General features: G+C 42.0%; 21 protein-coding genes. 3 read left to right on the top strand and 18 right to left on the bottom strand.

Annotated elements, in window-relative coordinates; genetic code table 11:
- Positions 1 to 42: 42 nt before the first annotated feature.
- The 11 genes from IQ19_RS08065 to IQ19_RS08015 form a co-directional block, all read right to left on the bottom strand.
- A complete protein-coding gene (locus IQ19_RS08065; RefSeq protein ID WP_144541746.1) occupies positions 43 to 816 on the bottom strand; it encodes a class I SAM-dependent methyltransferase in 774 nt (257 codons plus the stop codon).
- A gap of 566 nt (positions 817 to 1382) precedes the next feature.
- Positions 1383 to 1817, bottom strand: coding sequence for a BrxA/BrxB family bacilliredoxin (locus IQ19_RS08060; RefSeq protein ID WP_144541744.1), 435 nt, complete (start codon positions 1815 to 1817; stop codon positions 1383 to 1385).
- 413 nt (positions 1818 to 2230) lie between these two features.
- A complete protein-coding gene (ilvD, locus tag IQ19_RS08055) occupies positions 2231 to 3901 on the bottom strand; it encodes a dihydroxy-acid dehydratase (RefSeq protein WP_144541986.1) in 1671 nt (556 codons plus the stop codon).
- 354 nt (positions 3902 to 4255) lie between these two features.
- Positions 4256 to 5392: a conserved virulence factor C family protein gene (locus IQ19_RS08050; RefSeq protein WP_144541742.1), complete on the bottom strand. Its 1137-nt coding sequence runs from the start codon at positions 5390 to 5392 to the stop codon at positions 4256 to 4258.
- Positions 5393 to 5767: 375 nt separating this feature from the next.
- Complete coding sequence (locus IQ19_RS08045; protein ID WP_144541740.1) at positions 5768 to 7648, bottom strand: ABC-F family ATP-binding cassette domain-containing protein; 1881 nt, start codon at positions 7646 to 7648, stop codon at positions 5768 to 5770.
- On the bottom strand, positions 7645 to 8292 hold the full coding sequence (locus IQ19_RS08040) for an HD domain-containing protein (RefSeq protein ID WP_144541738.1): 648 nt from the start codon (positions 8290 to 8292) through the stop codon (positions 7645 to 7647). The genes IQ19_RS08045 and IQ19_RS08040 overlap by 4 nt, the downstream gene beginning before the upstream one ends.
- A gap of 270 nt (positions 8293 to 8562) precedes the next feature.
- On the bottom strand, positions 8563 to 9411 hold the full coding sequence (locus IQ19_RS08035) for a DegV family protein (protein WP_144541736.1): 849 nt from the start codon (positions 9409 to 9411) through the stop codon (positions 8563 to 8565).
- A 100-nt stretch (positions 9412 to 9511) separates the two neighbouring features.
- Positions 9512 to 10366, bottom strand: coding sequence for an amidohydrolase family protein (locus IQ19_RS08030; RefSeq protein WP_144541734.1), 855 nt, complete (start codon positions 10364 to 10366; stop codon positions 9512 to 9514).
- Positions 10367 to 10377: 11 nt separating this feature from the next.
- Positions 10378 to 13458 (bottom strand): GNAT family N-acetyltransferase, encoded by a 3081-nt coding sequence (locus tag IQ19_RS08025; protein ID WP_242020928.1) that lies wholly within the window; start codon positions 13456 to 13458, stop codon positions 10378 to 10380.
- Positions 13459 to 13709: 251 nt separating this feature from the next.
- Positions 13710 to 14243, bottom strand: coding sequence for a hypothetical protein (locus IQ19_RS08020; protein WP_144541732.1), 534 nt, complete (start codon positions 14241 to 14243; stop codon positions 13710 to 13712).
- Positions 14244 to 14356: 113 nt separating this feature from the next.
- Complete coding sequence (locus IQ19_RS08015) at positions 14357 to 16045, bottom strand: formate--tetrahydrofolate ligase (RefSeq protein ID WP_144541730.1); 1689 nt, start codon at positions 16043 to 16045, stop codon at positions 14357 to 14359.
- A 181-nt stretch (positions 16046 to 16226) separates the two neighbouring features.
- On the opposite strand from IQ19_RS08015, the gene metA reads away from it, so the two are divergent.
- Positions 16227 to 17135 carry a homoserine O-acetyltransferase MetA gene (gene metA, locus IQ19_RS08010; protein ID WP_144541728.1) on the top strand — a complete coding sequence of 303 codons (909 nt, stop codon included), beginning with the start codon at positions 16227 to 16229 and terminating at the stop codon, positions 17133 to 17135.
- Between the two features lie 200 nt (positions 17136 to 17335).
- Here metA and IQ19_RS08005 read toward each other — a convergent pair whose 3' ends face one another.
- Positions 17336 to 18028: an AIM24 family protein gene (locus IQ19_RS08005; RefSeq protein WP_144541726.1), complete on the bottom strand. Its 693-nt coding sequence runs from the start codon at positions 18026 to 18028 to the stop codon at positions 17336 to 17338.
- Positions 18025 to 18729 (bottom strand): class I SAM-dependent methyltransferase, encoded by a 705-nt coding sequence (locus IQ19_RS08000; protein WP_144541724.1) that lies wholly within the window; start codon positions 18727 to 18729, stop codon positions 18025 to 18027. The genes IQ19_RS08005 and IQ19_RS08000 overlap by 4 nt, the downstream gene beginning before the upstream one ends.
- Before the next feature lie 153 nt (positions 18730 to 18882).
- On the opposite strand from IQ19_RS08000, the gene IQ19_RS07995 reads away from it, so the two are divergent.
- The gene (locus tag IQ19_RS07995; RefSeq protein WP_144541722.1) at positions 18883 to 19101 is read left to right on the top strand and encodes a DUF3892 domain-containing protein; all 219 of its coding nucleotides are present in this window, start codon (positions 18883 to 18885) and stop codon (positions 19099 to 19101) included.
- Between the two features lie 50 nt (positions 19102 to 19151).
- Here the strand turns inward: IQ19_RS07995 and mntR are convergent, their stop codons facing one another.
- From mntR to IQ19_RS07975, 4 genes are all read right to left on the bottom strand, one after another.
- The gene (gene mntR / locus IQ19_RS07990; RefSeq protein WP_144541721.1) at positions 19152 to 19577 is read right to left on the bottom strand and encodes a transcriptional regulator MntR; all 426 of its coding nucleotides are present in this window, start codon (positions 19575 to 19577) and stop codon (positions 19152 to 19154) included.
- A 145-nt stretch (positions 19578 to 19722) separates the two neighbouring features.
- Positions 19723 to 21885, bottom strand: a complete 2163-nt coding sequence (locus IQ19_RS07985) for a DNA topoisomerase III (protein WP_144541719.1) — start codon at positions 21883 to 21885, stop codon at positions 19723 to 19725.
- Between the two features lie 150 nt (positions 21886 to 22035).
- Positions 22036 to 24930 (bottom strand): type I pullulanase, encoded by a 2895-nt coding sequence (gene pulA / locus IQ19_RS07980; RefSeq protein WP_144541982.1) that lies wholly within the window; start codon positions 24928 to 24930, stop codon positions 22036 to 22038.
- Between the two features lie 164 nt (positions 24931 to 25094).
- Positions 25095 to 25385 (bottom strand): hypothetical protein, encoded by a 291-nt coding sequence (locus IQ19_RS07975; RefSeq protein ID WP_144541717.1) that lies wholly within the window; start codon positions 25383 to 25385, stop codon positions 25095 to 25097.
- Between the two features lie 318 nt (positions 25386 to 25703).
- On the opposite strand from IQ19_RS07975, the gene cspD reads away from it, so the two are divergent.
- On the top strand, positions 25704 to 25904 hold the full coding sequence (gene cspD, locus IQ19_RS07970; protein WP_009332654.1) for a cold-shock protein CspD: 201 nt from the start codon (positions 25704 to 25706) through the stop codon (positions 25902 to 25904).
- Between the two features lie 67 nt (positions 25905 to 25971).
- Here cspD and IQ19_RS07965 read toward each other — a convergent pair whose 3' ends face one another.
- Entirely contained in the window at positions 25972 to 26148 is a 177-nt protein-coding gene (locus IQ19_RS07965; protein ID WP_144541715.1) for a zinc-finger domain-containing protein, read from the bottom strand.
- Positions 26149 to 26164 lie beyond the last annotated feature (16 nt).

Below are 26164 nucleotides of genomic sequence, written 5' to 3'. Positions count from 1 at the left end.
GCAGATTAACTGTGAAGGTGCCGAAATGCTGCGGCACCTTTTTCATTTTTCAATGACCCCGAAATGAAATTTGGAAGTTTTTCTTTTATTAACACTGAAGCCATATTGCTCAAATCTGGAGCTTCTAAAATGGTCTTTCAAAACAACTCTTTCTTTGGCAACTCTTTTTGCCTGAAAAATTAATTCCTCCGACAGGTCTGCATATACAGCAAATCGGCTAAGGGCTTTGATTCCATCCGATTCAAGAATGTTTTCTTCGAACATCGGATCAAAATAGACCACATCATAAATATTATCAGGAAGCATTTTTAAATAAGGAAAAGAGTTTGAGGATTTAACATGGATTCTCCTCATTGCATGGTCCATTGATTCTAACCCGGATTCCCATTGTCCCAGCCCCTTACCTACTAGATAAGCGAGGTAACGGTTGCCCTCCAATCCTGTTACCTCCCCTTCTCTTCCAACAGTATAGCTCGCCACAATACTGTCAGAGGCAAGTCCAAGCGTACAGTCCAGCATGCTTTTCCCTCTCTCAAGGCAGGCTGCCTGAAGAAAAGGGTCACTTTCTCCCTTTAACAGCCGCTTAATTCTGAACATCGCTGAATTGGGGTGGAAAAAGAATGGCTGGTTTTCACCCAATGGAAAAAGCTCAAGGCGTTCCTTTCCCACTACAATGCAATCATCCCGGACTTGTTTCTGAATAGCTCCCACGGACCTTTTATTTCTGTCTATATATTCTGCGCCCAATTCGGCAGCAATCCTTTTGGCACTTTCCTTCATTTCCTGATTGGTCCGTCCTGCTGTTGTAATAATCATCGCGTTCTCCCAGCTCTTTTTTTATAAGGCTCTTTTCTCATAGATTGTTGTTTTTGCTTATGAACTTTGCCCGTTGATTTCCGCTACACGCACTTGCTTTCCGCGGGGACGATGGGTGCCTCCTCGGCTTCGCCTGTGGGGTCTCCCACTTTCCTCTCTTCCCGCAGGAGTCATGTACCCTCCGCTACAATCAACTCAGTTGGTGAAACTTAGTTTGCCGCCAAAAAGCAACAAACTTTACGAAAATAGCCTTTTATAAAGGTGGATGTCTCTTGTAAAACTTGTCTGTTGATTTCCGCTCAAGAAACTTAGCGAACCGCGGGCGGTCCGACGCTCATCAATCACTAAGCCTGTGGGATCCGCTTCTCCTGCTCGACTTTGAATAAACATCCTCGAATAAACACCGCATAATGGAAATGGGAATGCATTTTTCGAGAGTCTCGCGCCCTTCAGCTCCAATCAACGGAGTGCGAAAAAGTTATCAAATAGCTTTTACATAAAATTTACAAAGAAAAGGGTGCCAGCCGACACCCCTTTTCCTAAAAAACTATTTAATCCTATACGAATCAGCAGTTGGCTTCAAACGCCGCCAGAAGATTTTCCATAATAGCTTCCATCGGATGGTCTTCAATATCATAGCGGTGAATGAAGTGAACAACTTCCTTCCCTTTTAATAGGGCCATTGAAGGAGATGAAGGCTCATATCCCTCCAAGTATTCACGCATTTTTGCAGTTGCTTCTTTATCTTGCCCTGCAAAAACAGTTACTAAATGATCCGGTTTCTTTTCGCTTCTTAAAACTGCCTGTGTTGCCGCCGGACGGGCTAATCCTGCTGCACAGCCGCAAACAGAATTAACCACAACAAGCGCTGTACCTTCAAGCCCTTCTATAAACTGTTCTACTTCGTCAGGAGTTGTCAGCTCTTTAAACCCTGCCTGTACAAGCTCTGCGCGCATTGGCTTAACCATTTGCCTCATGTATTCTTCATACGCCATTGACATAATTATTGCCTCCTTCTCTGCAACTGCATTTTGTACAGTAAGCATACTATAATCATGGACGTTAATGCAATTTTTCAAGGCTCCCTTTTAAGTTATTACATTGCTTCAACTATGAGCCTGCTGTTTAAGTACTTTTGAGCAAAATCCGCCTTATGAGGTACCTTTTCACCGATTTTGTTAATAAAAACGTTTCAAAAAAGAACAGTTAGAGAGTTTTTAACGTTTAATCAGCTTAAAAAAGACTAAATTCTTGCCTGCTTTAAGGTCTTATCGGCCGATCATGCCTTTTTATCGGCCTAATCAATACATTTATCGGCCAAATAGGCAGTTTTAACGGCCAACCAAGGGAATTTATCGGACAAAGTTTTTTACAGCAAAAAAGCCAGTCACAAAAGACTGGCTTCTTTAATATCCTAAATTTTCATCACGCCGCCTGTGCTGGCATTGGTAACAAGCTTGGAGTAACGTGCGAGGTAGCCTCTCTTAACCTTTGGCTCGAAACCTTTCCAATTAGCTTTCCGGTTTTCAAATTCCTCATCGGAAATTTCCAGGTTGATCGTCCGGTTGTTTAAATCAAGCTCGATGATGTCTCCGTTTTTAACAAAAGCAATCGGGCCGCCTTCTGCTGCTTCAGGAGAAATGTGTCCGATACTGATGCCGCGGGATGCACCGGAGAATCGGCCATCTGTGATCAGGCCAACTTTCGCACCAAGACCCCGGCCGACAATCTGGGAAGTAGGGGCAAGCATTTCAGGCATACCCGGCCCACCTTTAGGGCCTTCATAGCGAATGACGACAACATGGCCTTCCTGTACTTTGCCGGTAATGATTCCGGAAAGAGCTTCCTCCTGAGAATCAAAGCAAATAGCAGGTCCTCTATGATAGCCGCCGACAGATTCATCAACTGCACCGACTTTGATGATGGAACCTTGCGGCGCCAGGTTTCCGAATAATACAGCTAGTCCGCCGCGCTCGGAGTGCGGATTATCCAAGGGATGGATCACATTCTTATCCAAAATCTCGCTGCCGGCAACATTCTCGCGCAGCGGATTTCCTGTTACCGTCAGACAGTCTCCATTTAAGGCATCAGGCTTTTTAAGCAATTCATTGATGATGGCGCTGACACCTCCAGCATTATGCACATCTTCAATATGATAATCCGAAGCAGGTGCAATCTTCGCAAGGTGCGGCACGCGGTTGGCAATTTCATTAATGCGTTCTATTGGGTAATCAATTTCGGCTTCATGTGCCAGGGCCAGAGTGTGAAGTACTGTGTTGGTTGAGCCGCCCATCGCCATATCCAAAGCAAACGCGTTATCGATCGCATCGATTGTGACAATATCGCGAGGTTTAATATCTTTTTTGATAAGCTCCATTAATTGCTTGGCAGAGCGTTTGACAAACTCTTTTCGCTCTTCTGATACAGCCAGAATCGTCCCGTTTCCAGGTAATGCAAGACCAAGGCCTTCAGCGAGGCAGTTCATGGAGTTGGCAGTGAACATTCCGGAGCATGATCCGCATGTCGGGCAAGCAACCTGTTCGATTTCCTGCAGCTTTTGTTCATCAATTTTCCCAGACTCATAGGCACCGACTCCCTCAAATACAGAGCTTAAGGATAAAGGCTTGCCGCTTGAATCTACTCCGGCTTTCATTGGACCTCCGCTGACAAAAACAGTAGGAATATTGACGCGCAGAGCGCCCATCATCATGCCTGGTGTAATTTTGTCACAGTTCGGAATACAAACCATTCCATCGAACCAATGTGCAGAAACGACTGTTTCCAGTGAATCAGCAATTATTTCACGGCTTGGCAGGGAATAACGCATTCCGATATGTCCCATTGCGATCCCGTCGTCAACCCCGATTGTATTAAATTCAAACGGGACACCGCCCGCTTCGCGGATGGCTTCTTTAACGATTTTTCCGAATTCCTGCAAATGGACATGTCCTGGAACGATATCTATATAGGAGTTGCATACTGCAATAAATGGTTTCCCAAAATCTTCTTCCTTTACGCCTGCAGCACGCAATAAGCTGCGGTGCGGGGCGCGGTCAGTTCCTTTTTTAATCATGTCACTTCTCATCTGTGTGTTAGACATAGTAAGTAAAACCTCCAATTTACCCTAGATTGAAAATCTATTATTCTATGGGATTGTTAAATAATGATCCTCCCAAATATTTTCTTTACAATATAGACCTTTTTTCTAACAATTTCAATAATTTTCACTAATTTAATATATTTTTTTACTTTAAAAGGGTAAAACAGCAGTGCGTGTAAGAGGCAAATTTGAAATAGACATAAAAGTATGCAGGACAAATTGGACTCGAATCGGAGAATTAAGATGAATGGCTCTCTTTCGTAATAGAAGTTTGGGAACGAGTTCATTTACAGAAAAAACCGCTCGAGGCTGCGGCCTATTGAGCGGTCTTTATGTCTGTTATTCTTGTCCTTGCTTTCGCGATTCAGTCATTTGCTTCCATACTGAACCCTTTGCTTCTTCTCCGTGTTCGATTCTTTCAATTGCCAGTTTGATTTGCATGCTTACTTCAAACTCTGGATCATCCTCAGCCGCTTTGAGAGCAGGAAGGGCACTCTCATCTCCCACTTCGTAAAGGAACATGGCTGCACGCCAGCGGACAAGCTTGCTGTTATCCTGCAATGCTTCCTTCATGGCATCCATCGCCTCTTCAAAACCTAAATCAGACAAACAGTCTCCCGCAGTACGCCTTACTGTTACCGTTTTATCCTTTAATGCTTTATATAAGAGCGGAAGGACTTTTTTATCTTCAATCATGCCAAGGTAAACTGTTGCAAGTCTTCTAATCGAAGCTTTTTCATCATTCAGGGCTTTTTCCAGAACAGGCAGATCATCCACTGCAGGATCATCCATTTGTTCAAGTTTTTGATAGCGGACTCGCCAATCAGAAGAGTCAAGGTCTTCATTCGAAAGTTTTAAACGAGGACGGGCATGCTTTTCCTCTGTTTTCTCGGAACTTTTAGCTATTTGGACTAGTGCCTGGAGTCTTTCCTCTGGATAGGCTGCCATAAGCTCCTCAACAATATCATGACCGACTTGTTCAAAGTCTCCATAACGGACGCCGAATTCCTTCCACTTCCGGACCATCACAACATTATCCGCAGGATCTTGAGCTTCTGACACTGTTTTAATAAAGTTTTCAGGCAGGCCAAAGCGCTTTTCTTCCGTACCATCGGTTAGCTTTATCTGCATCGGGATCCCTTTATACATTTGAACGAGGACTTGCACTTCTCCAAAGTGCTCATCAATGCCTGTTTCGGCGCTGTTTTCATTTTCTACATCTTCTCCAAAAGCCGATCGGACTTGAGGCAATAGCTCTTTCCAGTCATATTTGGCATTTCTTTCAACTGCCAGAAAGTCTGCAACATGGTAAACGCCTTTTACCCCTTCGATTTGGAGGATATCCAGAATGACCTTTGGAGCTCCTTCACTTTTATCCTTTTTATAGTTATTGCTTTTTCCCATTGGAAGTTCTTCATCAAGAATAACTTTCATGGTATTGGGACTTGGTGTTGGTTCAATTGCCTTTATCTTCAAAAGTATCACCCTTTTTAGTATTTTCACGTTGGTAACTAGTTTTATTTTAACATAAGAAAAATCGAGCAGCATTTCATGAGCTTTTATTAAAAGGCTATGTTAAAGTTCATTGTTGATTTTGGCACCCTGTTGATTGGAGCGGAAGGCACGAGATCCTCGAAAATGCCTTCGCATTTCCTTCGTGCGGTGTGTATTCGGGGATGTTTATTCAAAGTCCTGCGGGATGCGAGTAAACGGGAGACCCCGCAGGCGTCACGCCGAGGAGCGTCGGACCGCCCGCGGTTCGCTGAGCGGAAATCAACAGACGAGTTCAACATAACTTATTAGAAATGAAGAAAACCCGGAGCGTTTGCCCCGAGCCTCTTATCTAATTGCTTATTCATTTTCTGCTGCTTCTGAAAGGTAGCTCCACCTTTCAATTAAGTGCTCCAGCTCATCATTTAATTTCACTTCTTCTTCCATTAGGTTCTGGGCTTTTTCAAAGTCGCTTCCTATATTGGCCATTTCGGAAGCGATCACTTCTAACTGGCTTTCGACTTTTTCAATTTTGCCATCAATTTCTTCCCATTCCTTTTTCTCCATATAAGTCATTTTCTTCTTTTTCGGCTTGGTTTCTTTCGGCTTTTCAGCAGCATGTACACTTTCCTGTATGGGCTTCGCGCTTTCTTTTTCAAGAAATTCGCTGTAATTTCCATAGAAAGAATCGATTTGTCCTTCGCCTTTTAAAACAAGAAGCTGATCAGCAACTTTATCAAGGAAATAACGGTCATGAGTTACCGTGATGACTACTCCCGGGAATTCCTCCAAATAATCCTCAAGAACCGTTAATGTCTGGGTATCAAGGTTATTGGTTGGCTCATCGAGCAGCAGAACATTTGGCTCGGACATTAAGATTTTCAAGAGATACAGCCTGCGCTTTTCTCCGCCTGAAAGCTTTCTTATAGGAGTTCCATGCGTAAACGAAGGAAACAGGAACCGTTCCAGCATTTGGGCGGCAGATATGGTTTTTCCATCGGAGGTTTCCACTATCTCAGCAGTTTCCTTCAAATATTCGATCATGCGTTTATTTTCATCCATATCTTCGCTTTCCTGCGTGTAGTAAGCAATTTTCACTGTTTGGCCAATGATGCGCTCTCCGGAATCAAGCGGAATCTTACCTGCCAGGATGTTAAGCAGCGTGGATTTTCCGGTCCCGTTCCGGCCAATGATTCCAATCCTGTCTCCCGGTTTTACCAAGAGGTTGAACTTATCCAATATCACCTGGCTGCCGTAGCTTTTTGAAGCAGCCTCCAATTCAAAGACTTGTTTTCCTAGACGGCTTCCACTTAATGACATATCAAGCTTTTCAGAGGATTTGACAGAGGCGAGCTGGCTATCGAGTGCTTCGAACCGCTGGATTCTGGCTTTTTGTTTCGTAGTTCTAGCTTTTGCCCCTCTTCTGATCCATTCGAGTTCCCTTCTGAAGAGGTTTTTTTGCTTTTCGACAGTAGCAGCCTCATTTTCTTCTCTTATTGCCTTTGCTTCCAAAAATGCAGCATAGTTGCCTTTGTAACTGTAAAGATTTCCGCCTTCGAGTTCAAACATTCTATTTGTCACCCGGTCAAGGAAATAACGATCATGGGTTACGAGAAGAAGCGCTCCCCTGTATCGCCTTAGATATTCTTCAAGCCATTTGACGGATTCAAAGTCGAGATGATTTGTGGGCTCATCAAGAATCAATAAGTCAGGTGACTGGATCAGCACCTGTGCAAGAGCTACCCTTTTCTTTTGCCCGCCTGATAGTTCTCCGATTTTTTTGCTGAAATCTTCAATTCCCAGCTTTGTTAAAATCGTTTTTGCATCTGTGTTTACTTCCCAGGCATCCAGTGCATCCATTCTCTTTTGTAGCTCAAAAAGCCTTTCCTGTATAGCTGAATCTTCGGGACTTTGATTAAGCTTCATAAGAGCCAGTTCATAGTCTCTCTGCAATACAAGGATTGGGGCATCACCGGCAAAAACTTGCTCAAGTACTGTCAGCTCATAATTTAGTTCTGGCTGCTGGGCAGAATAGGAAATTGTATAATCCTTTGGAGTAACAATTTCACCGGAGTCCGGCTGGTCAACTCTTGCAATAACCTTCAACAGTGAAGATTTCCCTGTCCCATTTACACCGATAAGGCCTACTCTTTCTTTTTCAGAGATTGTAAAAGAAATATTGTTAAAAAGTTCTTTTTCCCCATAGGTTTTTGTTACATTCTCCACAGAGATCATTTTCATGCTTGACCATTCCATTCTTTATAAAATTGCTGCAAATATTCCTCCATAAACTGGTGACGCTCTTTTGCCATATTTATTGCTGTATCTGTATTCAGCCTTTCTTTTAGCTTTAAGAGTTTTTCATAAAAATGGTTGATGGATGATGACTTTCCATGCCGGTATTCCTCTTCCGTCATTTCATTTCTGGTTTCTAGGCCTGGGTCATAAATTGCCTGCCCTTTCTTGCCTCCATAAGCAAAAGCTCTCGCAATCCCTACAGCTCCGATAGCGTCTAGCCTGTCCGCATCCTGCACAATTTCGGCTTCCGGGCTTAAAAGCTTCGTGTTTTTTCCGCCTTTGAAGGAAATAGAATAAATAATTTCACTGATTCTAGTTATAGCTGCTTCTTGTATTTCCAAGTCCTGCAGGAAATCGGAAAGCTTCTTTTCCCCTGCCTCTTTTGATGCATTCAGCTTCTCATCGGGAATATCGTGAAGCAGTGCTGCCATCTCAATAATAAACAGATCGCCTCTCTGCTCTTTTTCAGCTATGTAAAGGGCATTTTTTCGCACCCGTTCGATATGATACCAATCATGCCCGGTTGAATCTTCTCCTAGTGTATGACGGACAAAATTTTCTGTAATATATATGTTTTTTCCATTCATCTATTTCACCTGCTTTCAAACTCCACTGTCCATTTTAACACTAGTCGAGAAAAAGAAACATTGGCAAGGTTATTCCATATCTTTAGACTTGTGGGGACGAAATATGAACATAACGCATAAAACTGGAAAATTAGCGAACAAATCATGAGAATTAGCGAATAATCCGATTAATCTAGGCAGCAAACATAAAAACCTGGCCCTAGAAACCATTAAAAACGATTTCTCTGAACCAGGTCTCTATTAAACAGTTTTATATTCCACTGGTCTCACTCAGTCCAGGCCATTTAACCAGCTAATTCCGAGTGTGTTTTCCCCTGCGTGTACGCCGATTGTAGCCCCCAAAGAATAGCATCCGAATTTAATATTCGGAAATTCTTCCTGAAGCTCTTCTTTCCACTCTTCTGCTTCTGCAGGATGCAAGCCGTATAGAATAAAAACCTCTTTCAGCGGTTTCTTTTCATGCGCGCTCCTTAGCAGCTTCACAATTTTGTCTTTTGCCTTTTTCTCGCTTCTAGCCTTTTCCCTGACGCTAAGCTCTCCATCATGGACAGAGATAATCGGTTTTACATTTAGCATGCTTCCCAGGAAAAATTGGACGCCTGACATCCTTCCGCTTCTATGAAGCTGTTCCAAGCTTCCGATCTGCACATATGTTTCACCTGTGTCCCGCAGCATCTCAAGCTTTTTTATCACTTCTTCAACTTCCATTCCTGATTCTGTCCATTCCATCCCTTTTAAAATCATTCTGGTTAAAGGGTATGATAGGATTTTGGAATCTACACTATACACCTGTATATCAACCAGCTGAGATGCCTGTTCACTTGATGAAACTGTTCCGCTCAGCTTTGCGGATACAAGTACAGCAATAATATAATCATAGTTTTCCTTCAGCTTTTCATATAAATCCTGAAAAGCCCCTATCGCAGGCTGAGATGTTTTTGGGGGAGTTTCTAGAGTCTTCAAACGCGCATAAAGCTCCTCAGAGGTTAAATCAACACCATCGGTATATTCTTTGCCATCCATAATGATTGTCATTGGTATCTGGTACAAATCAGGATGATTCCTTAAATCATCATTTAAAAATGCGGTACTATCGGTTACCCACGCAACTTTTGCCATTTAAGCGCCCCCTTTTTAATTATTTATTCGTGCATGTATGTAAATAAGACTATTTGAAAGGCTGGCAGCGAATAATTTCATTCACCCCAGCCTCTGTTCATTATGGCAGGAATGGCTTAATTTTTGGAAAAACCCTTAATGCGGTGTTGTAAAAAACATCGTCATGGTGTTCCTCCGGGATCAGCCCTTTGATGAAATCAATATATGGCCCAACAGGTGCAAGCGGCCAATCGGTCCCAAACAGCAATTTATCATAAGAATCGGCAAAAACCAAGGCATGCCTTAGATGATCCAAAAATCGATCTTCACTGCGTTTTTTCAGCTCTTTTTCGGTTCCGACAATCAAACCGGATAGGTCTGCATAGACATTGGAATTTTTATAAATGATTTCAGCTCCCGTCAAGGTCCAGGGATCCCCAAAATGGGCCATCATGAAACTCACATTCCGGTGTTTCACTGCGACTTCGTCAATTGCCAAAGGATGGGAATATTTCAGCAGCCCTCTTTCAGAATAAGTATCACCGGTGTGAAAGACAACTGGAACATTATATTTTTCCGCAAGAGCATACACTGGCTCATAGACCTCATCATACGCATAGTAAGGGTAATAGCCTAAATAAATTTTAATCCCTACCACATTAGGCTTTTGCAGGTCCATCTCCAATCTATTAAGTGATTGTTCATTTAAATCATATGGGTTTATGCCCGGGCAGTAAACGATATTATCCGGTATAGCTTTATCAAGGTCAAGGCCCATGGGTGTCCTTGCTCCGTAATCAGGAAAGCCCATTTGATCGGTTTCCGTTAGCCCCATCGCAATGCTGAGAACCACATTCGCTTTTTGAAACTCTCCTTGATGTCCTTTATACGAGTAATCAACAAAGGACACCTCTTTTGCTGTTTGATGAAATGACTTAATATCGGAAAAATGAATATGTGCATCTATGACTTTCATGATTTCTCCTTTTAGTGGAATTCTAGATTATGCAGACTTTTCAGGCTTGTTATCCTGATACTTCTTTCGTCAAATAAAATATATCCCGGTTTCGCCAAAAGTGCTGCTTTCCGTTCAGAAATAATCTGGAAAGCTTCTTTGTTCATATATGCTCCAAGGAATTCACGATCTTTACTCCCTGCCACATACATTTTTCCATGTCCATGGCAGTTTGAAATATAAGCGCCATCTTCCATCGTGAACGATTGCTCCTCAATTCCAGCTTGATAGTTTGACTCAGTACCTTTATCGAGCACTGTTAGAGTAAGGTCTGTTAAAGAAACGCCTGACAAAAATAGATCTGTAATCCATTTTTCATTTATGAAGGTATTTCCGCCTGAATCTGCCACTTTTACCCAATGGGCAATCACTGGCACCCCTGGGAGCAGTGCAAAATACTGGGTGTAATCAAGGCCTTTCCATAGAGAATGATGGGTAACTTTTGTTTGAAGGGCAAGTGCTGCCCACTCATTTCCATGCGAGTCTTTAAGGCTTGTAAATTCTGCAGAAGTTTCCTCTTTTAATAGAGAAAACACACTCATTTTTGAAGGGACGGTCTTCATGCCTCCTGCCCATGGGTTCCACCAGCCTTTCGCGGCTTTCTCAGGGAAGGAAGTATCAAGCCATTCCCGCTCCTGATAGGCCAGCGAAAAAAGCCCGGGATAAAAACTCGGTGCTGCTTTAAAACGGATGACTCCGTTGTCCATCATATAAACAGTTTTGCCACCCTGTTTTTCCGTAAACGTACGAACATCACCCGAAGGTACAAGAAGCAGATCACTTAGTTGTTTTCTCTCACTGTCCATTTTAATATCAGCCTTCACAATTGATAGAGGGATTGCCCCCGCAATAGGCAAATTCGCTGAATACTCTTTCATTTCCTCTTTTTGTTCTAGAATTGCGGATTGTTTTTTATCATCATTTAGGAAAAGGCCAATAGTGCCGTCCAGATAGCTTGAACGGTGTGTTTTTAAGGTGACTTGCACTTTTTCCAACCCGGCTGCCACAGGATTTCCTCCATTTAAAATGAAGGCTTTTTCATTCTGCACAATCTTGTTTTCCTTTTGAGTGGCCATATTGGCAAACGCCTGCAGTTCCTCCCATGATTGAAAAGCGCCAACTGATAAATAGGCTGGTTCCAATTTTACCCTTTCTCCAGGTTTTAGACATCCCACTTCATTTTCATAATAAAACTGCCAGCCATCCGGGTTGGCTTTGGCTTTTTTCGGCCAGCAAAACCCAATCGGTTCTCCTTCATGCTTGGAGAAATACCAATTTTCCGTCAGGCTGCTTGCAGAAATCTCTCCGAATTCAAGATTTTTGACACTCGAGAACTCTACCACTTCATTCTCCAGAGGGAAATAGGTATGATGCTTCTCATGATATAAAGGCTGATTGAATGATAGATTATCAAAAAGTGTTTCCCCTTCATTGTTCAGTTCAGCCCATGTTTTCACAATCCCTTCGCCATATAGCGACGTATACATAGAGACAACGATCCCAGGGAAATCCTTTGATCTGAAAACCAGTTTGAAGGTTATCGCTGAATCATCTGTGAACCACTCTACACTTTCGGGTTTTGCCTTTGAAAATTCGGTTGAGTATGGTCTGCCCAGCTTGGGGACGAAAAAGGCGAAATGCTGATTTACATTTCCGTTCCGGCCTGCAGTTATTTTATAATCCAATTTCCGGATATTTGCCTGGCAGATTCCATTACAGATAGACCAATACTCTTTTGACTCTCCGCCGAACTTCTGCCCAAAATTCTTAAGCAGAACACCAACTGCTTTGCTTTTAAAAGTCAGCTCATTTCCATCATTTTTCCTCGCCAGAATTTTGATCTCCGGCTGATAAAAGCCGTACTTTTTCACGATAAATGGTACTTTTATAAGCTTCCGTTCATTCTTGTGAAGTTTAATATCATAATCTGACTGATTTAATGAAACATGCTCATCTTCCTGAAAAGACAGGTGAAATACAGCATCCTCTGTAAGGCTATTTTCCACTTCAAGCTCCAGTTCCGCTTCCTGATTTAAAAATCGCAGGTTTCCTTTTGCACCCCCGGTTATTTTGGCAGGCTGCTTGGGAAGTAAACCAAGGCACAGCTCACATTCTTCTCCATCGATCCAAACCTTTACTGCCAAGGAAGGATGAGTTTTCCATACACTAGGTTCTTCTCCTCCATGAACAATTAACTGTTCTGCAATAGCAGCCTCGTTTTCGACTAACATCTCATAATCAAAAGTTGCCTCTATTCTGCCTTGGTTGTCTCCTTTTGCCCTAAATGAAACGGGTTTACCGGTTTTATTCACAAACTTCAGTTCGAAATTCCCGGTTTCATATTCTATTGTTTCATGGCTGATCATGGATAGTTCAAGAAAATAATTCTCTGTCTCTATTAAACTGATTCCCCTCCCGGTTTTTTCAAACCTAACGCGTGCGGAGGTCTGTTCGTTTTTCCATTCATACTCATAAAAAGTAAAGCCATTTTCCTTGACCCCATCCGGCTTAACCTCAATTTCTCTCACATTGTCCTTATACCAATCAAAGTCTTTAAGGAGAGATTTTAATAGTGGAGTTTGTTGGACCGCCGGGATAAAATTCATCAAATGTGTTGTATCATCCCTGTCCTCCCAGAAAAATCCGCATTTTTTATAAAGCGGAACAGCCTTCACATTTCCTGGCCATGTATATAAATCCAGACGAGGCCAACCCAATTCCACTGTTTTTCGAAGCGCTTTCAAAACAAGCAGCTTTCCTATTTTTCGCCCATGATAATCAGGTCTCACATTCAGAAGCGGGATATATAATGAACCTGTATCCTCTTTATATTCTGATAGTCCGCAGTAACCGACTACCTCTTCGCCATCCATGGCTAAATATAAAGCAATATTGCCGTTATTGGCTTCCTTCGTTCTCACCTGTTCTTCAGTCATGACGCTTGTATCGCCGCCCCAGCTATCGCGGCTAAGGTTCCACATTTTTGCGATACCTGCTGCAAGGCCCTCAGTATACTCTGTAATTTTAATCGTGTCCGTACTTTGGATCATCATTTTGTCCTCCTTGACTACGTTACGTCTTGTCTTTCCTCTTCCTTTTCCTTGTTAATAACAGATTCTTTAACCATTTCCTTCTCCTCCTTTAATGTATTTTTAGGAATGTTTTGCCATTCCTTCTTAATCGTATTAGTTAGAGCGAATGTTTGTAAATATAATTTTGAATTTTCAGGACAGTTTTAATAAAAAACGCCTCGCTCCCTTAAGAGCAAGACGCCATTGACTATTTTATTAAAAACCTGCTGGAATTATGAAAACCTAACGTTTCTCAAAGCCTGCAAGGAAGCAATCATATAGGCGATCATATCACAAAGATCATCAATTTGTTCTTCGTATATAAGCCGGTTGAAATGAACAACAGATTCCGCTTCAATCAGATTATTGATATCCTCCGGATTGAATTTTACAGTTTGTTTTATGATTCTCTCTCTTCCCCAAATATCTCTTAAAATTTCACGCATTTCTTGAAAGAGCTTAGAGTCATTTTTTTGCTTAATTGTAAACTTTACAAATACCTGGCAACCTGCCAGCTTTTCTGATTGTGCTTCAGGCAAAAGCTCAGCAGCCAGATTTTCGAGGCCAGCCTCCATAATAAAGGCACAGCTGATATCCTTATGTCCTTCAACATTTTCTTTAAAAGCAACCTCGTACCGGCGGGACATTTTGGCAGAATTTAAGATATCATTTCGGTCTATGATTCTAATCTCTCCGCTAAGATCCCGATCATAAAAGCCGCCATCCATCACAACCTTCATATTTTCAAAAGCTGTAGGATCAAACATGTACAGAACCTCCCTTACAAGAAAAGCGCAAGCGACTTGGTTACCCCCGACACCTCGAGGGGGTAGGCGCTGAAGCTAGACAGTTATCAAAGTACAAACTTAATAAATTTCTTCTAAAATAATCCAAGTGCATTACCGTCATCGTCTACGTCCATATTCATGGCTGCAGGCGCTTTAGGCAGCCCCGGCATTGTCATGACATCTCCGGTAAGGGCGACAATGAATCCAGCTCCGATGGAAGGCTTAAGCTCCCTGATCGTGATTGTAAAATTGGACGGCCTTCCCAGCTTTGCCGGATCATCTGATAGGGAATACTGCGTTTTAGCCATGCAAATCGGGAGACAGCCCCAGCCAAAGCTTTCAAAATCCCTGATTTGTTTTTTGGCTTTAGTTGAGTACTCAACTTTATCTGCACCATAAACTTTCTGGGCAATCGTTTGGATTTTTTCTTCAATCGGAAGCGAAAGTTCATATAAGTGATTGAATTGCGCCTCTTTATCTTCTAAAATTTCTAGCAGCTTGCCTGCAAGCTCGATGCCGCCTTCCCCGCCTTTTTCCCAAACCTCTGTCAGCGCAACAGGAATGCCGGCCTGATTGCATAAATCCTTAAGTGTATTCACTTCATTTTCGCTGTCGGAAATAAACCGGTTAATGGCCACAACGTATGGCAGCCCAAAGCTTTCAATGGTCTCAACATGCTTCTTTAAATTGGAGAATCCTGCAGTGAGAGCTTCTGTATCTTCTCTGCCCAGCTCAGTCTTTGCCACACCGCCATGCATTTTCAAGGCTCTTATTGTAGCTACTATGACTACCGCTTCCGGGTCTATCCCTTCTGTTCTGGCTTTTATATTCAGAAACTTTTCAGCACCAAGGTCAGCGCCAAAGCCGGCTTCTGTTACTACATAGTCAGCTAGCTTGGATGCTGCAGTCGTGGCAATGACGCTGTTGCATCCATGTGCAATATTTGCAAACGGGCCGCCATGGATTATTGCTGGCGTATGCTCGATTGTTTGGACCAGATTCGGTTTAACCGCTTCTTTTAGAAGCAACGTCAGGGCGCCTTCCACACCAAGATCAGCAACTGTTACAGGCTGTTTTTCATAATTATAGGCAATGACCATTTTTCCGAGTCTTTCCTTTAAGTTCTTAAGATCGGATGCAAGGCATAAAACCGCCATAATTTCTGAAGCAACGGTAATATCAAAGCCATCCTCACGGGGAACACCCTGCACAGGGCCGCCCAGCCCAATTACGATTTTTCGTAAAGCTCTATCATTCAAATCAAGTGCGCGCTTCCACACAATTCTTCTCTGATCGATGTTCAGCTGATTTCCCTGCTGAAGATGGTTATCGATTAGAGCAGCCAGCGCATTATTGGCTGTTGTTATGGCATGGAGGTCACCTGTAAAGTGAAGATTTATATCTTCCATTGGCAGGACTTGCGAATAGCCTCCGCCGGTTGCTCCTCCCTTAATTCCCATTGTAGGTCCCAGGGAAGGTTCTCTCATGGCGACCATTGCTTTTTTGCCGAGCCGGTTAAAAGCGTCACCAAGACCAACCGTTACTGTGGATTTCCCCTCCCCTGCAGGTGTAGGATTAATGGAAGTGACCAGGATTATTTTTCCGCTTTCATTCGTCCTGAGTTTTTTTAAAGTCTCTGATGATAATTTCGCTTTATACTTACCGAAAAGCTCTAGATCATCATCCTGAAGCCCAATTTTTTCAGCGATTTCTTTAATAGGTTTCATTGTTGATGCTTGAGCGATTTCAATGTCTGATTTCACAACCGGTTTCACATTCATTTTTATCCCCCTAGAATCCAATATGTATAGGTTCCTTACGGATATATTGTACCATTCCTGCATGGAATAATTGCCAGTTACTTTTGATATTTTTGAGATTTTCGCACACTAAAGCATTGATACAATTATGAATCGTCTTTATAATAAGTTTAATTGAAATTTTGTCCAGGGAGATGATCACTTGCCAATTAAAATTCCTAAGCAGCTTCCGGCCAGGGAAATCTTAGAGGAAGAAAATATTTTCGTGATGGATGAGGACCGTGCCAAAAATCAGGATATCCGTCCTTTAAATATTCTTATTTTAAATTTGATGCCTGAAAAAGAAAAAACGGAAGCACACCTATTGAGGCTTCTGGGAAATACTCCACTTCAGGTTAACATTTCATTTTTAAAAACTGCCACCCATCAGTCAAAAAATACAAGCCCAATGCACTTGGAGCAGTTTTATACAACCTTTGCCCAAGTTAAAAATCGAAAGTTTGACGGTATGATTGTTACAGGCGCTCCTGTAGAGCTCCTTGACTTTGAGCATGTGGATTACTGGGAGGAACTTACCGAGATTATGGCGTGGACGAAAACCAATGTTACCTCTACCCTGCATATTTGCTGGGGTGCACAGGCAGCGCTATTTTACCACTTCGGAATCGGCAAATACGAGCTGCCGGAAAAATGCTCCGGCATTTATGCGCATGAAGTTCATGACAGAACCGAGAAGCTGCTAAGAGGATTTGATGACACCTTCCTCGCTCCTCATTCACGCCATACTGACGTTTATAAGGAAGAATTGCTCAAGCACCCTGAAGTAAAGCTGCTATCATCCTCTGAAGAAGCCGGCCCTTTCATTATGAGCGCCAATGGCGGCAAACAGATCATGATAACCGGTCATTTGGAATATGAAGCTGCAACTCTTGCTGAAGAATACACGAGGGACAGAAGCAGAGGCCTCCAGGTGCCTATGCCAAAGCACTACTTCCCAAATGACGATCCAGGCAGGGAACCCTTTAACAAGTGGCGCTCGCATGCCCATTTATTATTTTCAAACTGGCTGAACTACTATGTTTATCAGGAAACCCCTTTCGAGTGGGATTAATTTTAAACCCGGCTTTGCCGGGTTTTTGTTCGGCAAGTTTGGTGCTTTGATGGATTTTCAATGGCAAATATGTCGTCTCGCGGATAAACTCAGAATTTGGCGGTTATATTGATTTTTTCACGGATTAAACATTAAAACATGTTATGCTAACATCAAAAAAGCCGGTTTTGAAGAGGTTTCCCTCGCAAAACCGGCTTTTCTTATGACTGCTGTGCGTAATATACTTCTTCAAACGGCTGAACAACGACGAAACCGTTTCCGGAAAACTTCATTTGGATCGATTCTCCGCTCCCTCTGCCCAAAAAGGTTTTAAATGAGATATCTGTTACAAATTCAGGTTCCAATGTTCCTGACCAGGCAACCGTAGCATTCGGGTCCGTATATACCGGGTTATCCGGTGTTACCATCAAGGTTAACGGTTCATAATGGGAGGTGATGGCGACCATTCCGGAGCCTTCCAGACGTACATTGAACAGGCCTCCGGCAAGCATACCGGCCATTCTTTTCATCAGCCTAATATCCCATTTGATGGAAGGCTCAAATGCCAGCAGGTCATTGCCGTTAACAAAAATAGAATCGCCATCGAGGTTCAAGATAGATATTTTCTTCCCTTGGTCTGCAAGATATAGCTTTCCATTGCCTGTTGCTTTCATGAGAGATGTGCCTTCTCCGGTGAGTGCCTTTTTAAACATTTTACCTAACCCATGCTCCAGAATTCCTTCGCGCTCAAACTTAATTTGTCCGCGATAGGAGACCATCCCTCCGGCTTTTGCCCACACTTGATTGGTTAAATTAATCTCAAGCATTCTTGGGGTTTCCAGTTCAAATAATCCTTCACCTTTATCCTGCTGCTTTGTCTGGTTTACGAACTCCTCGATCGAGTAACGGCTCATTCTTCACCCATTCCTTTCTGCTTCATATTTTCGAGCATAAAGACCCACATAAAAGACAATGACTGTTTCAAATTGACTGGCAGTGATCCTTTTGGCAGCTGTTCTGATGCTTTTTTATAGACACCGAGTTCATCAATTTTCACCCAGCCGTTTTCTTGTGCAAGCGCCTCAAATTCCCACGGCATCATCGTATTGCATATAACTTTTTCGTTATATAGGCGGCGATAGCTGTTTACACGCGGAGCGGCTGTCGGCCCTAGAATGCCGATGCATGCTCTTCCCTCTGGCTTGACAATTCTTTGCATTTCTTTCAAAACATTAAGGGGGCTTTCTGTCCATTCGAGTGAATTGATAGCAAGAACAGCATCAACCGAATTCTCCTCAAAGGACAGGCAGGAAATATCACCTTTTATAAATTCAGCACAGGTATCAGCATTTAGTGCTTTTGCTTTATGTATCATTTCTTCCGACACATCGATTCCTGTCACATTATAGCCTGCCAAAGCGAGCTTATAAGAACCATAGCCATCTCCGCACCCAAGGTCACATACTCTTGAACCTTTGTTTATATGCTTTTCAAAAAAGGAAACAATATCTTTTCTGCTTCCTTCTTCCCACATTTCGCGGCTTTTCGAATTCCAGGATTCCGAATTTTTGTCCCAAAGCTTCTCAGCTTCTGCAGACCAGTTAAATGTTTTCATCCTATCCCCTCCGTCAGTAACTTTACTTACGTTTATTCTAAAAAAAAGTTCCCAATATTTTTAATTCACTGGCTTCCGTAAAAAATCCTTTGATTATAAAGCTGCAGTAACGTCAACAATATTGATAGAAAACAATTAAAGGAGAATTATTCAATGAACGAAGAACAGCTCGTAGCAGTCCATCGAAACCATCATGGTGAAATTCTTTCTTTCCAAACCTCCTCAGGGAGGATCATTTCGTATCGAAAAGCTTTGCAGGAGGCTGAAGAGGGGTTAATTGAAGGCATACATATAGCTGAAGAAGAGGATGGTACTATGTCCATGATCCCTGCTGCCTCTTCTTCGTTTGATGAGTTTCCAAGCTTCTACTAGGGAGCTCCGGCAGCTGCAATAAATAAAACCTGACCGCGGTCAGGTTTTATTTATTGCTCTTCTTCATTTTTCCTCTGAATCTCTCTCAAAACTTCAATGCGGTTCTCATCTTCTTCAAAAAACTGCACTAAGTCACCAACCCTGTCAATAGCATCCCAGCTCAGGTGGTGTTCGATCCCTTCAACATCTTCATAAATATTTTCTTCTTTCACTCCAATTATGCGAAGGAGCTGTTCTAGAAGTTCGTGGCGGTAAACCAGCCTTTTACCGATTTTTTTGCCTTTAGGCGTCAAAATCAGCCCCCTGTATTTTTCATATACAAGATATTCATCTTTATCAAGCTTTTGGACCATTTTTGTTACAGAAGAAGGATGTACCGACAAGGCCTCGGCAATATCGGAAACCCGGGCATAGCCCTTGTCTTCAATTAACAAATATATTTGTTCTATATAATCTTCCATACTCGGTGTTGGCATTTCGCAACCTCCTGCCAATTAGAAAAGCGCAGCGCGCCCTGTTCACTTTCAATCTTTATAACGATTTGTTAATAAATATAAGACTTTAACGATTTTACTACAGTTGATAAAGGGAGACAAGGCAATATGTCACAGACAGCAAAATTTAGGCCTTTTGCGGGAAAACAAATTTAATTCTGTTGTCTTGTCCATCCCATGATAATTTGGCAGAAAAGGTTTTATCTTTTCCTTTGCTTGTAAAGCCTTCCACTACCTCTGTCTCTCCGTCATTTAAAAGCTGCTTAAGAAGTTTTTGGGTAATGGACTTTCCCATAATTTTTTTGGATATGGTAAAACCGCACTTGGTTTTATTGTAATTCGAGCAGCCGAAAAAGCTGCCTTTATCAACAACTTTTCCATCACACAGCTTGCATTGCCCCAGATTGACCGCTCTTTTTTGTTTGAACTTTCCTGGAGTAAAACCTTCTTTATCTTCTTCAGAGAATGTCCATTTTCCTGCATTATTAACAGAAGCATCAATGAGATGGGTCACCATTTTATTCGTTTGGTCCATGAATTGTTTTGGCGAAGCCGCTCCATCTGATATATCCTTAAGCCGCTGCTCCCATTTTGCTGTCATCTCCGGTGAAGCCAGTATTTCAGAGCCAATGGCTTCTATCAGGATTTTTGCTTTGGAATTTGCATAAACCAGGTTCTTTTTTATATCAATATATTTGCGGTCTTTAAGCATTGTAATAATTCCGGCCCTTGTGGCTTCTGTACCAAGGCCTTCCGTTTTCATCAATACTTTTTCAAGCTCTTTATCTTCGATTTGCTTTCCAGCTGTTTTCATAAGTGTAATCAGCTGTCCCTCTGTATAGCGTTTTGGCGGCTGTGTTTTGCTTTCCTTAACACCAGACTTAACCACTGTACCTTTATCGCCTGCCTGCAATGAAGGCAGAACAGGTTCATTTTCCTTCTCCTGCTGCGGAATCACTTTCCTCCAGCCTTCTTCCAGCTGTACTTTCCCTTTTGATAAAAATAAAGCTCTGCCATCAACAAGGGTTTTAATGGTTGTATATTCTGCTACAGCTTTGCCATAATGGGCAGCAATTAAGCTCCTCGTGATCAGGTCATAAAGAATTTTTTCATCCGTTGATAATTTTTGCAGGTCAGGTACTTGCTCGGTCGGAATGATTGCATAGTGGTCTGTAACCTTTTTTTCATTTACATACCGTTTATTTTGCATAATCGAGCTAACAGGCAGAGGAAATAAATCCTTGTACTCTTCCTTCGCTTCCATTTTCCTGAGGATTTCTGGGAACATTTCCGCTTCACCCTCTGTCACATGCCTTGAATCGGACCGCGGATAGGATACAATGCCTTTTTGATATAGCTTCTGCAAGACGTCAAGCGTCTTTTTTGGAGGGAATTTAAATCGGCGGTTGGCTTCTGCCTGCAATGCAGATAAGTTATAAAGCATCGGCGGAAGAAACTCTTTCTTTTCTGCCTGAACATCTTCTATTTGTGCATCTTTATTCTGGCAAAAAGCCGCAATTTTTTCGGCGAGCTCCTTTGTTTTAATTCTTGTTTCGCCATCGTTTTCCCACTTGCCCGTATATTTTTTTCCGTCCATATTAAATTGGGCAGTAACCTCCCAAAAAGGTTCGGATACAAAATTTTGAATCTCATTTTCTCTTTTTACAATTAAGGCAAGTGTAGGAGTCTGAACCCTTCCTACTGAAAAAACATCTGAAAAGCCCTGCTGCTGAAGAAGCAGGCTATACAAGCGCGACGCATTCATTCCAACGACCCAGTCAGCACACGCTCTCGTATAGGCTTCAAAATAGAGATTCCGTGTATCGCTTTCATCTAGAAGAGCAAGGAATCCTTCGCTGATTGCTTTAGGCGTTAGTGAAGAGATCCACAGTCTTTTCATTGGCACTCTCGATCCTGTAAGCCTAAGGATGTTTCTGATGATAAGCTCACCCTCACGTCCTGCATCGCCCGCATGGATGACTTCTGTCAGACTTGGATTAGAAAGAAGCTGTTTTATAATATTAAATTGCTTTGCTTTATCTTTTGTGACTTCGTATTGGAACTGCTCAGGGATTATGGGCAAGGCGTTAAGCGACCACTTTTTCCATTCCCTATCATATTTTTCAGGAGCAGAAAGCTGGCATAGGTGCCCTACCGCCCAGGTTACATATGCTCCCTGGGGAAATATATCATTTGGGAAGATTTCAATATATCCCTGATGTTTCTTCATTTTAAAAATAGAAGCCAGCGTTAATCCCTGGTCGGGTTTCTCCGCAATAATCAGTTTCATAATTTTACTCCCTTGCATAATAGAACAAAATATAGATTTCTATTTTAATATTAACCTAAAAAATTGGCAAAGAAAGCAAAAATACTTTTACAGGGGAAAATTTTTTAAAAACAAAAGAAGAACCCCTAAAGGGATTCTCCTTATGCCCGCTTATCTTTTCAGTACGAAGCTTGTTAAAGCCGGAACTTCGATGGTTTTTGAGCGGTACACTTTAAGTGTCTTTACACCTGCCTGATTGCCATCTGCGAGCAAATGCCATGGGCCATTGCCATGGAGAGTGACTTCCACAGACTCTTCATTGGCGTTATGGACAACAACAAGCTCATTGGCTTTATCGTTGAATGCTGATGCATCCAGGCTGTACGCTACTGTATTTTCCGGACCCTCCAGAAACTTAAGGTGTGACTGAATATCTTCTGCTGTAGTCATTCTAAATGATTCGTAATGCTTGCGAAGAGTAACCAGCCCTTTGAAATAGCCAACTTCATTGCTAAAATCTGCCCGGCGGTCCCAGTCAAGCTGGTTGATACTGTCAGGTGACTTGTAGCTGTTATGGTCTCCGTATTTTGTCCGCATAAATTCCTGCCCGGCATGGACAAAGCTAACACCCTGGGATGTCAATATAATGGCGGAAGCCAATTTGTGCATTTTCTTTCTCTCTTCTTCTGTAGCATCAGGGTTTGTTAGTTCAAGCTTATCCCAAAGAGTGTGGTTGTCATGAGCCTCAACATATGTTACTACTTGTTCAGGATCTTTATACGTGGCCATTGTTTCTGCATAATCCATTCCTGCTGCGATTCCCTGCTGAATGAATTCCTCCATGCCTTCTTTGCCGTTTACAAAACCTTTATCAAGTTCATTAAATACACTGCCCTTTAAGCCATCGCGGATGCCATCATTGAAATGGCCGATGCCAGGCATATCCTCTGCATTTTTCTGGTTGGCCTTCCTGTCAGCTGAAAGAGGAGTGTTTAAATCCCAGCCCTCTCCAATGGTGATAATAGAAGGATCAATCTTATCCAATGCATCCCTGACTGCATTCATTGTTTCACTATCATGGATCCCCATCAAATCAAAGCGGAATCCATCCAAATTATATTCCTTCGCCCAATAAGTGACAGAATCAACAATAAACTTTTCAACCATTTTTCTTTCAGAGGCAGTATCATTGCCTACGCCTGTGCCATTTGCCAGTGTTCCATCTTCGTTGTATCGGAAATAATAGCCAGGAACCAGCTTGTGGAAGCTTGACTCATTTACAGCAAATACATGGTTGTAAACTACATCCATTACAACCCGCAGCTGCTGATTATGAAGCTCCTGGACCATCGTCTTAAGTTCCTTAATTCTAGAAGCAGGATTGTATGGGTCAGTAGAATAGGAGCCTTCCGGTACATTATAGTTTTTCGGATCATATCCCCAGTTAAATTGAGGTTCATCAAGCTTCGTTTCATCTACCGTGCGATAATCATAGATTGGCAGGAATTGAACATGTGTCACACCCAGATCCTTAATATGATTTAAGCCCGTCTCCACACCATCAGAGTTTACGGTATTTTTCTCTGCTGCTCCAAGGAATTTCCCTTTATTTTCGATGCCGCTGTCTTCATGAATGGATAAATCCCTGACATGGACTTCATAAATGATAGAATCCTCAGGATTTGTTAATTTAGGCTTGCGGCTGTTCCAGTTGTCCGGGTCTGTTGAATCTAAATCCATTACAACTCCCCTGTCGCCATTCACCGTAACTGACCGGACATATGGATCTGTCGCTTCCGTCCATTCTCCGCTGATCTTAACTTTATAATTGTAAATTAAACCGTTTTGATCTCCAGCCATGACTGTTGACCATGTGCCTTTTTCCCCTTTTTCCAGAGGCAGTTCTTCACCGGTTTGGTCATCCCAGCTATCATACATAACTAATACTGCTTCACTGGCAGTAGGAGCCCAAAGCCTGAAGAAAGTCTCTTCCTTGGAATACTGGTTTCCCAGTTCACCATCATAATAGAACGCCTCATCAAATTCCTCTGACCTTACAACCTTGCCAATCGTAACATCAGCTTCTCCAAATGAATTCATGAAAACACGATAGGAGTGGTTGAAATCCAGTTTATTTTCGGTTTTCACTTTTACCTTATTAGTGAATTCTTTGTCTTTATTTCCGTCAAAAGGAACAACTTCTTTAATTTCTGCGTTCTCGATTTCTAATTGTGATTCCCATTTTCTCCACTCGAAAGGAAAATTGGTCTCCAGCGTTATTTGGTTAAAGCCATCCATTGCGGCATTTAAAATTCTTGGGTGCGTATCAATGTAGGCAGGATTATAGTAAATCCTTTCTGTGCCTTGTACAACCCAGATTTCAGCGTTCCCCTCTTCATCAAACTTTGTAATATAACGGTCACCGAATTCTTTCATGGCCCAATCATTTCCGTCTGCACTTTTCCTTACAATGAATCCAGACTTCGTCATCCCTTCTGGTTTCTCCAGTTCAAATTCAGCCACTTTTCCAAAATCATCCTCTGATGTAAAGTCTACTCTCTTTCCCTCTCCATCATATGGCCATGTCCATAAATTCCAGCCTTCATAGTTCCCATCATAACGGAAATAATGAAGCTTCACCTTTACCTTTTCAAAAGATGGAAAATTGCGGTATTCCCCGTCTGGAGGTGATGTATATGTATTTTCGTCGCCTCCTTTTACCCAGACTTCGTCATTGCCGCTTTGGACGTCAATAAAGCGGTCTCCTCCATCTTTTTCCCAGCTATCTGTACGAACGATAAATCCAACCTCATTGTGGATCCCTTGCAGGTCAACCTCGGCTACTAGCCCAAACTCATCTTCTCCCGAAAATTCAAAAACCTGTCCGTCACCGTCTTTGGGCCATATCCATAAATTCCAGTCCTTCGTATTGTCTTCTGCAGGCTGGTAATGAATAGTGACGCTCGTAACGGCACTGTTAGTTGTGTCCTCCGCTGATGCAAACGTTTGCATAAATGGGGATAAAAAATTAGATGTGACCATAATGATTGCTATGGCCATGAACATAATCTGTTTAAGCCCTTTCACCTTTGTCCCTCCTCATTTATTTTAATAGATTCCTACACACTTATTTTAAACCAATAAGGAAAGCGCTTGCATAAGGCGAAAGGCTCAGGTCTTTTTAACCTTTTCGCAATTAATTGCCCAACAAAAAAATCGGCTTTCGCCGATCAGTTTTTCTTGTACGGTTTTATTGTAAGATTCTTCTGGATGTACCATTTATTTTCGGTGACAATGTTGGAGACAGTTAAAATCATCGATGGGATTTTTTCAACATTAAATACGATGATGCCTAATAAGTCATTCATAATGATAAATGAATCTCCATGCGGAAAAAAAGGGAGCTCTCTTCCAAGCTGAAGGATTGAACTGATTATGGCCTGCTTTTCTTCCGCTTCAATTTGGATATTGGGTGAAAACCTCAAGATCCAATCCTGATTCTCAATGGAAAACCGGTACATTTCCTCACCCTTTAAGAAACAATATAATTAATAATAAATATGAAGAAAAAAATTAAATATGATATCAAAAACACTTATAAAATATTGAAAATCTAAAAATTGAGCACAAATTTTTAAATATTTAAAATATTTTATTGTTTTTTGTGAAAATGCCCTTGTATTCCTTGACGGAAAGTGCCCATTCGTGTATATTATAATCATCATTTAACAGAATATATTTCCGTTATTTCAAAAAATATCTGCTCTATGTTTTGTTAGGTGGTAATATTCATCTAAGGCACCAGAAGTGTCTTGAAAGGCTTAGGAGGAAAATTAAACATGCAAAACGGTAAAGTAAAATGGTTCAATAACGAAAAAGGTTTTGGTTTCATCGAAGTTGAAGGCGGAGACGATGTATTCGTACATTTCACTGCTATCCAAGGCGAAGGTTTCAAATCTTTAGAAGAAGGCCAAGAAGTTTCTTTTGAAATCGTTGAAGGAAACCGCGGACCTCAAGCTGCAAACGTTGTAAAACTATAATTCAAATATAACAATAATAAGGCTGGCATCTGCCAGCCTTTTATTTTGTCAGCAAACCGCCTAGAAGTCAGCTCAGCTTGCTTCCGATCGATTTAATTTTTTCACCAACCGTGCATTCAGTTATGCAAAATCGATGGGCATATCTGCGTCCTTTTTCCTCTTTGTGGTGTTTATGAAGAAAACAGCCTTTGCAATAGCTGGCCATCAGTTCCTCCACTTCATTGAATATTTCCTTTCTGCTCAAATTTTTCACGCCTTCC

The sequence above is a fragment of the Cytobacillus oceanisediminis genome (genome assembly GCF_007830235.1).
GTDB classification, from domain to species: domain Bacteria; phylum Bacillota; class Bacilli; order Bacillales; family Cytobacillaceae; genus Cytobacillus; species Cytobacillus oceanisediminis.
This window is presented reverse-complemented; position numbering and strand designations above follow the sequence as displayed.

What these genes read in the sequence shown, in the direction of transcription:
- IQ19_RS08030 (WP_144541734.1), bottom strand. Translation starts at nt 10,366, where the DNA reads ATGAAAGTCATAGATGCACATATTCATTTTTCCGATATTAAGTCATTT.
- cspD (WP_009332654.1), top strand. Translation starts at nt 25,704, where the DNA reads ATGCAAAACGGTAAAGTAAAATGGTTCAATAACGAAAAAGGTTTTGGT.
- pulA (WP_144541982.1), bottom strand. Translation starts at nt 24,930, where the DNA reads ATGTTCATGGCCATAGCAATCATTATGGTCACATCTAATTTTTTATCC.
- IQ19_RS08015 (WP_144541730.1), bottom strand. Translation starts at nt 16,045, where the DNA reads ATGAATGTGAAACCGGTTGTGAAATCAGACATTGAAATCGCTCAAGCA.
- IQ19_RS07975 (WP_144541717.1), bottom strand. Translation starts at nt 25,385, where the DNA reads ATGTACCGGTTTTCCATTGAGAATCAGGATTGGATCTTGAGGTTTTCA.
- IQ19_RS08035 (WP_144541736.1), bottom strand. Translation starts at nt 9,411, where the DNA reads ATGGCAAAAGTTGCGTGGGTAACCGATAGTACCGCATTTTTAAATGAT.
- IQ19_RS08025 (WP_242020928.1), bottom strand. Translation starts at nt 13,458, where the DNA reads ATGATGATCCAAAGTACGGACACGATTAAAATTACAGAGTATACTGAG.
- IQ19_RS08020 (WP_144541732.1), bottom strand. Translation starts at nt 14,243, where the DNA reads ATGTTTGATCCTACAGCTTTTGAAAATATGAAGGTTGTGATGGATGGC.
- IQ19_RS08000 (WP_144541724.1), bottom strand. Translation starts at nt 18,729, where the DNA reads ATGAAAACATTTAACTGGTCTGCAGAAGCTGAGAAGCTTTGGGACAAA.
- IQ19_RS08040 (WP_144541738.1), bottom strand. Translation starts at nt 8,292, where the DNA reads ATGAATGGAAAAAACATATATATTACAGAAAATTTTGTCCGTCATACA.
- IQ19_RS08065 (WP_144541746.1), bottom strand. Translation starts at nt 816, where the DNA reads ATGATTATTACAACAGCAGGACGGACCAATCAGGAAATGAAGGAAAGT.
- IQ19_RS07985 (WP_144541719.1), bottom strand. Translation starts at nt 21,885, where the DNA reads ATGAAACTGATTATTGCGGAGAAACCCGACCAGGGATTAACGCTGGCT.
- ilvD (WP_144541986.1), bottom strand. Translation starts at nt 3,901, where the DNA reads ATGAGAAGTGACATGATTAAAAAAGGAACTGACCGCGCCCCGCACCGC.
- IQ19_RS07995 (WP_144541722.1), top strand. Translation starts at nt 18,883, where the DNA reads ATGAACGAAGAACAGCTCGTAGCAGTCCATCGAAACCATCATGGTGAA.
- IQ19_RS08045 (WP_144541740.1), bottom strand. Translation starts at nt 7,648, where the DNA reads ATGAAAATGATCTCTGTGGAGAATGTAACAAAAACCTATGGGGAAAAA.
- mntR (WP_144541721.1), bottom strand. Translation starts at nt 19,577, where the DNA reads ATGCCAACACCGAGTATGGAAGATTATATAGAACAAATATATTTGTTA.
- IQ19_RS08060 (WP_144541744.1), bottom strand. Translation starts at nt 1,817, where the DNA reads ATGTCAATGGCGTATGAAGAATACATGAGGCAAATGGTTAAGCCAATG.
- IQ19_RS08005 (WP_144541726.1), bottom strand. Translation starts at nt 18,028, where the DNA reads ATGAGCCGTTACTCGATCGAGGAGTTCGTAAACCAGACAAAGCAGCAG.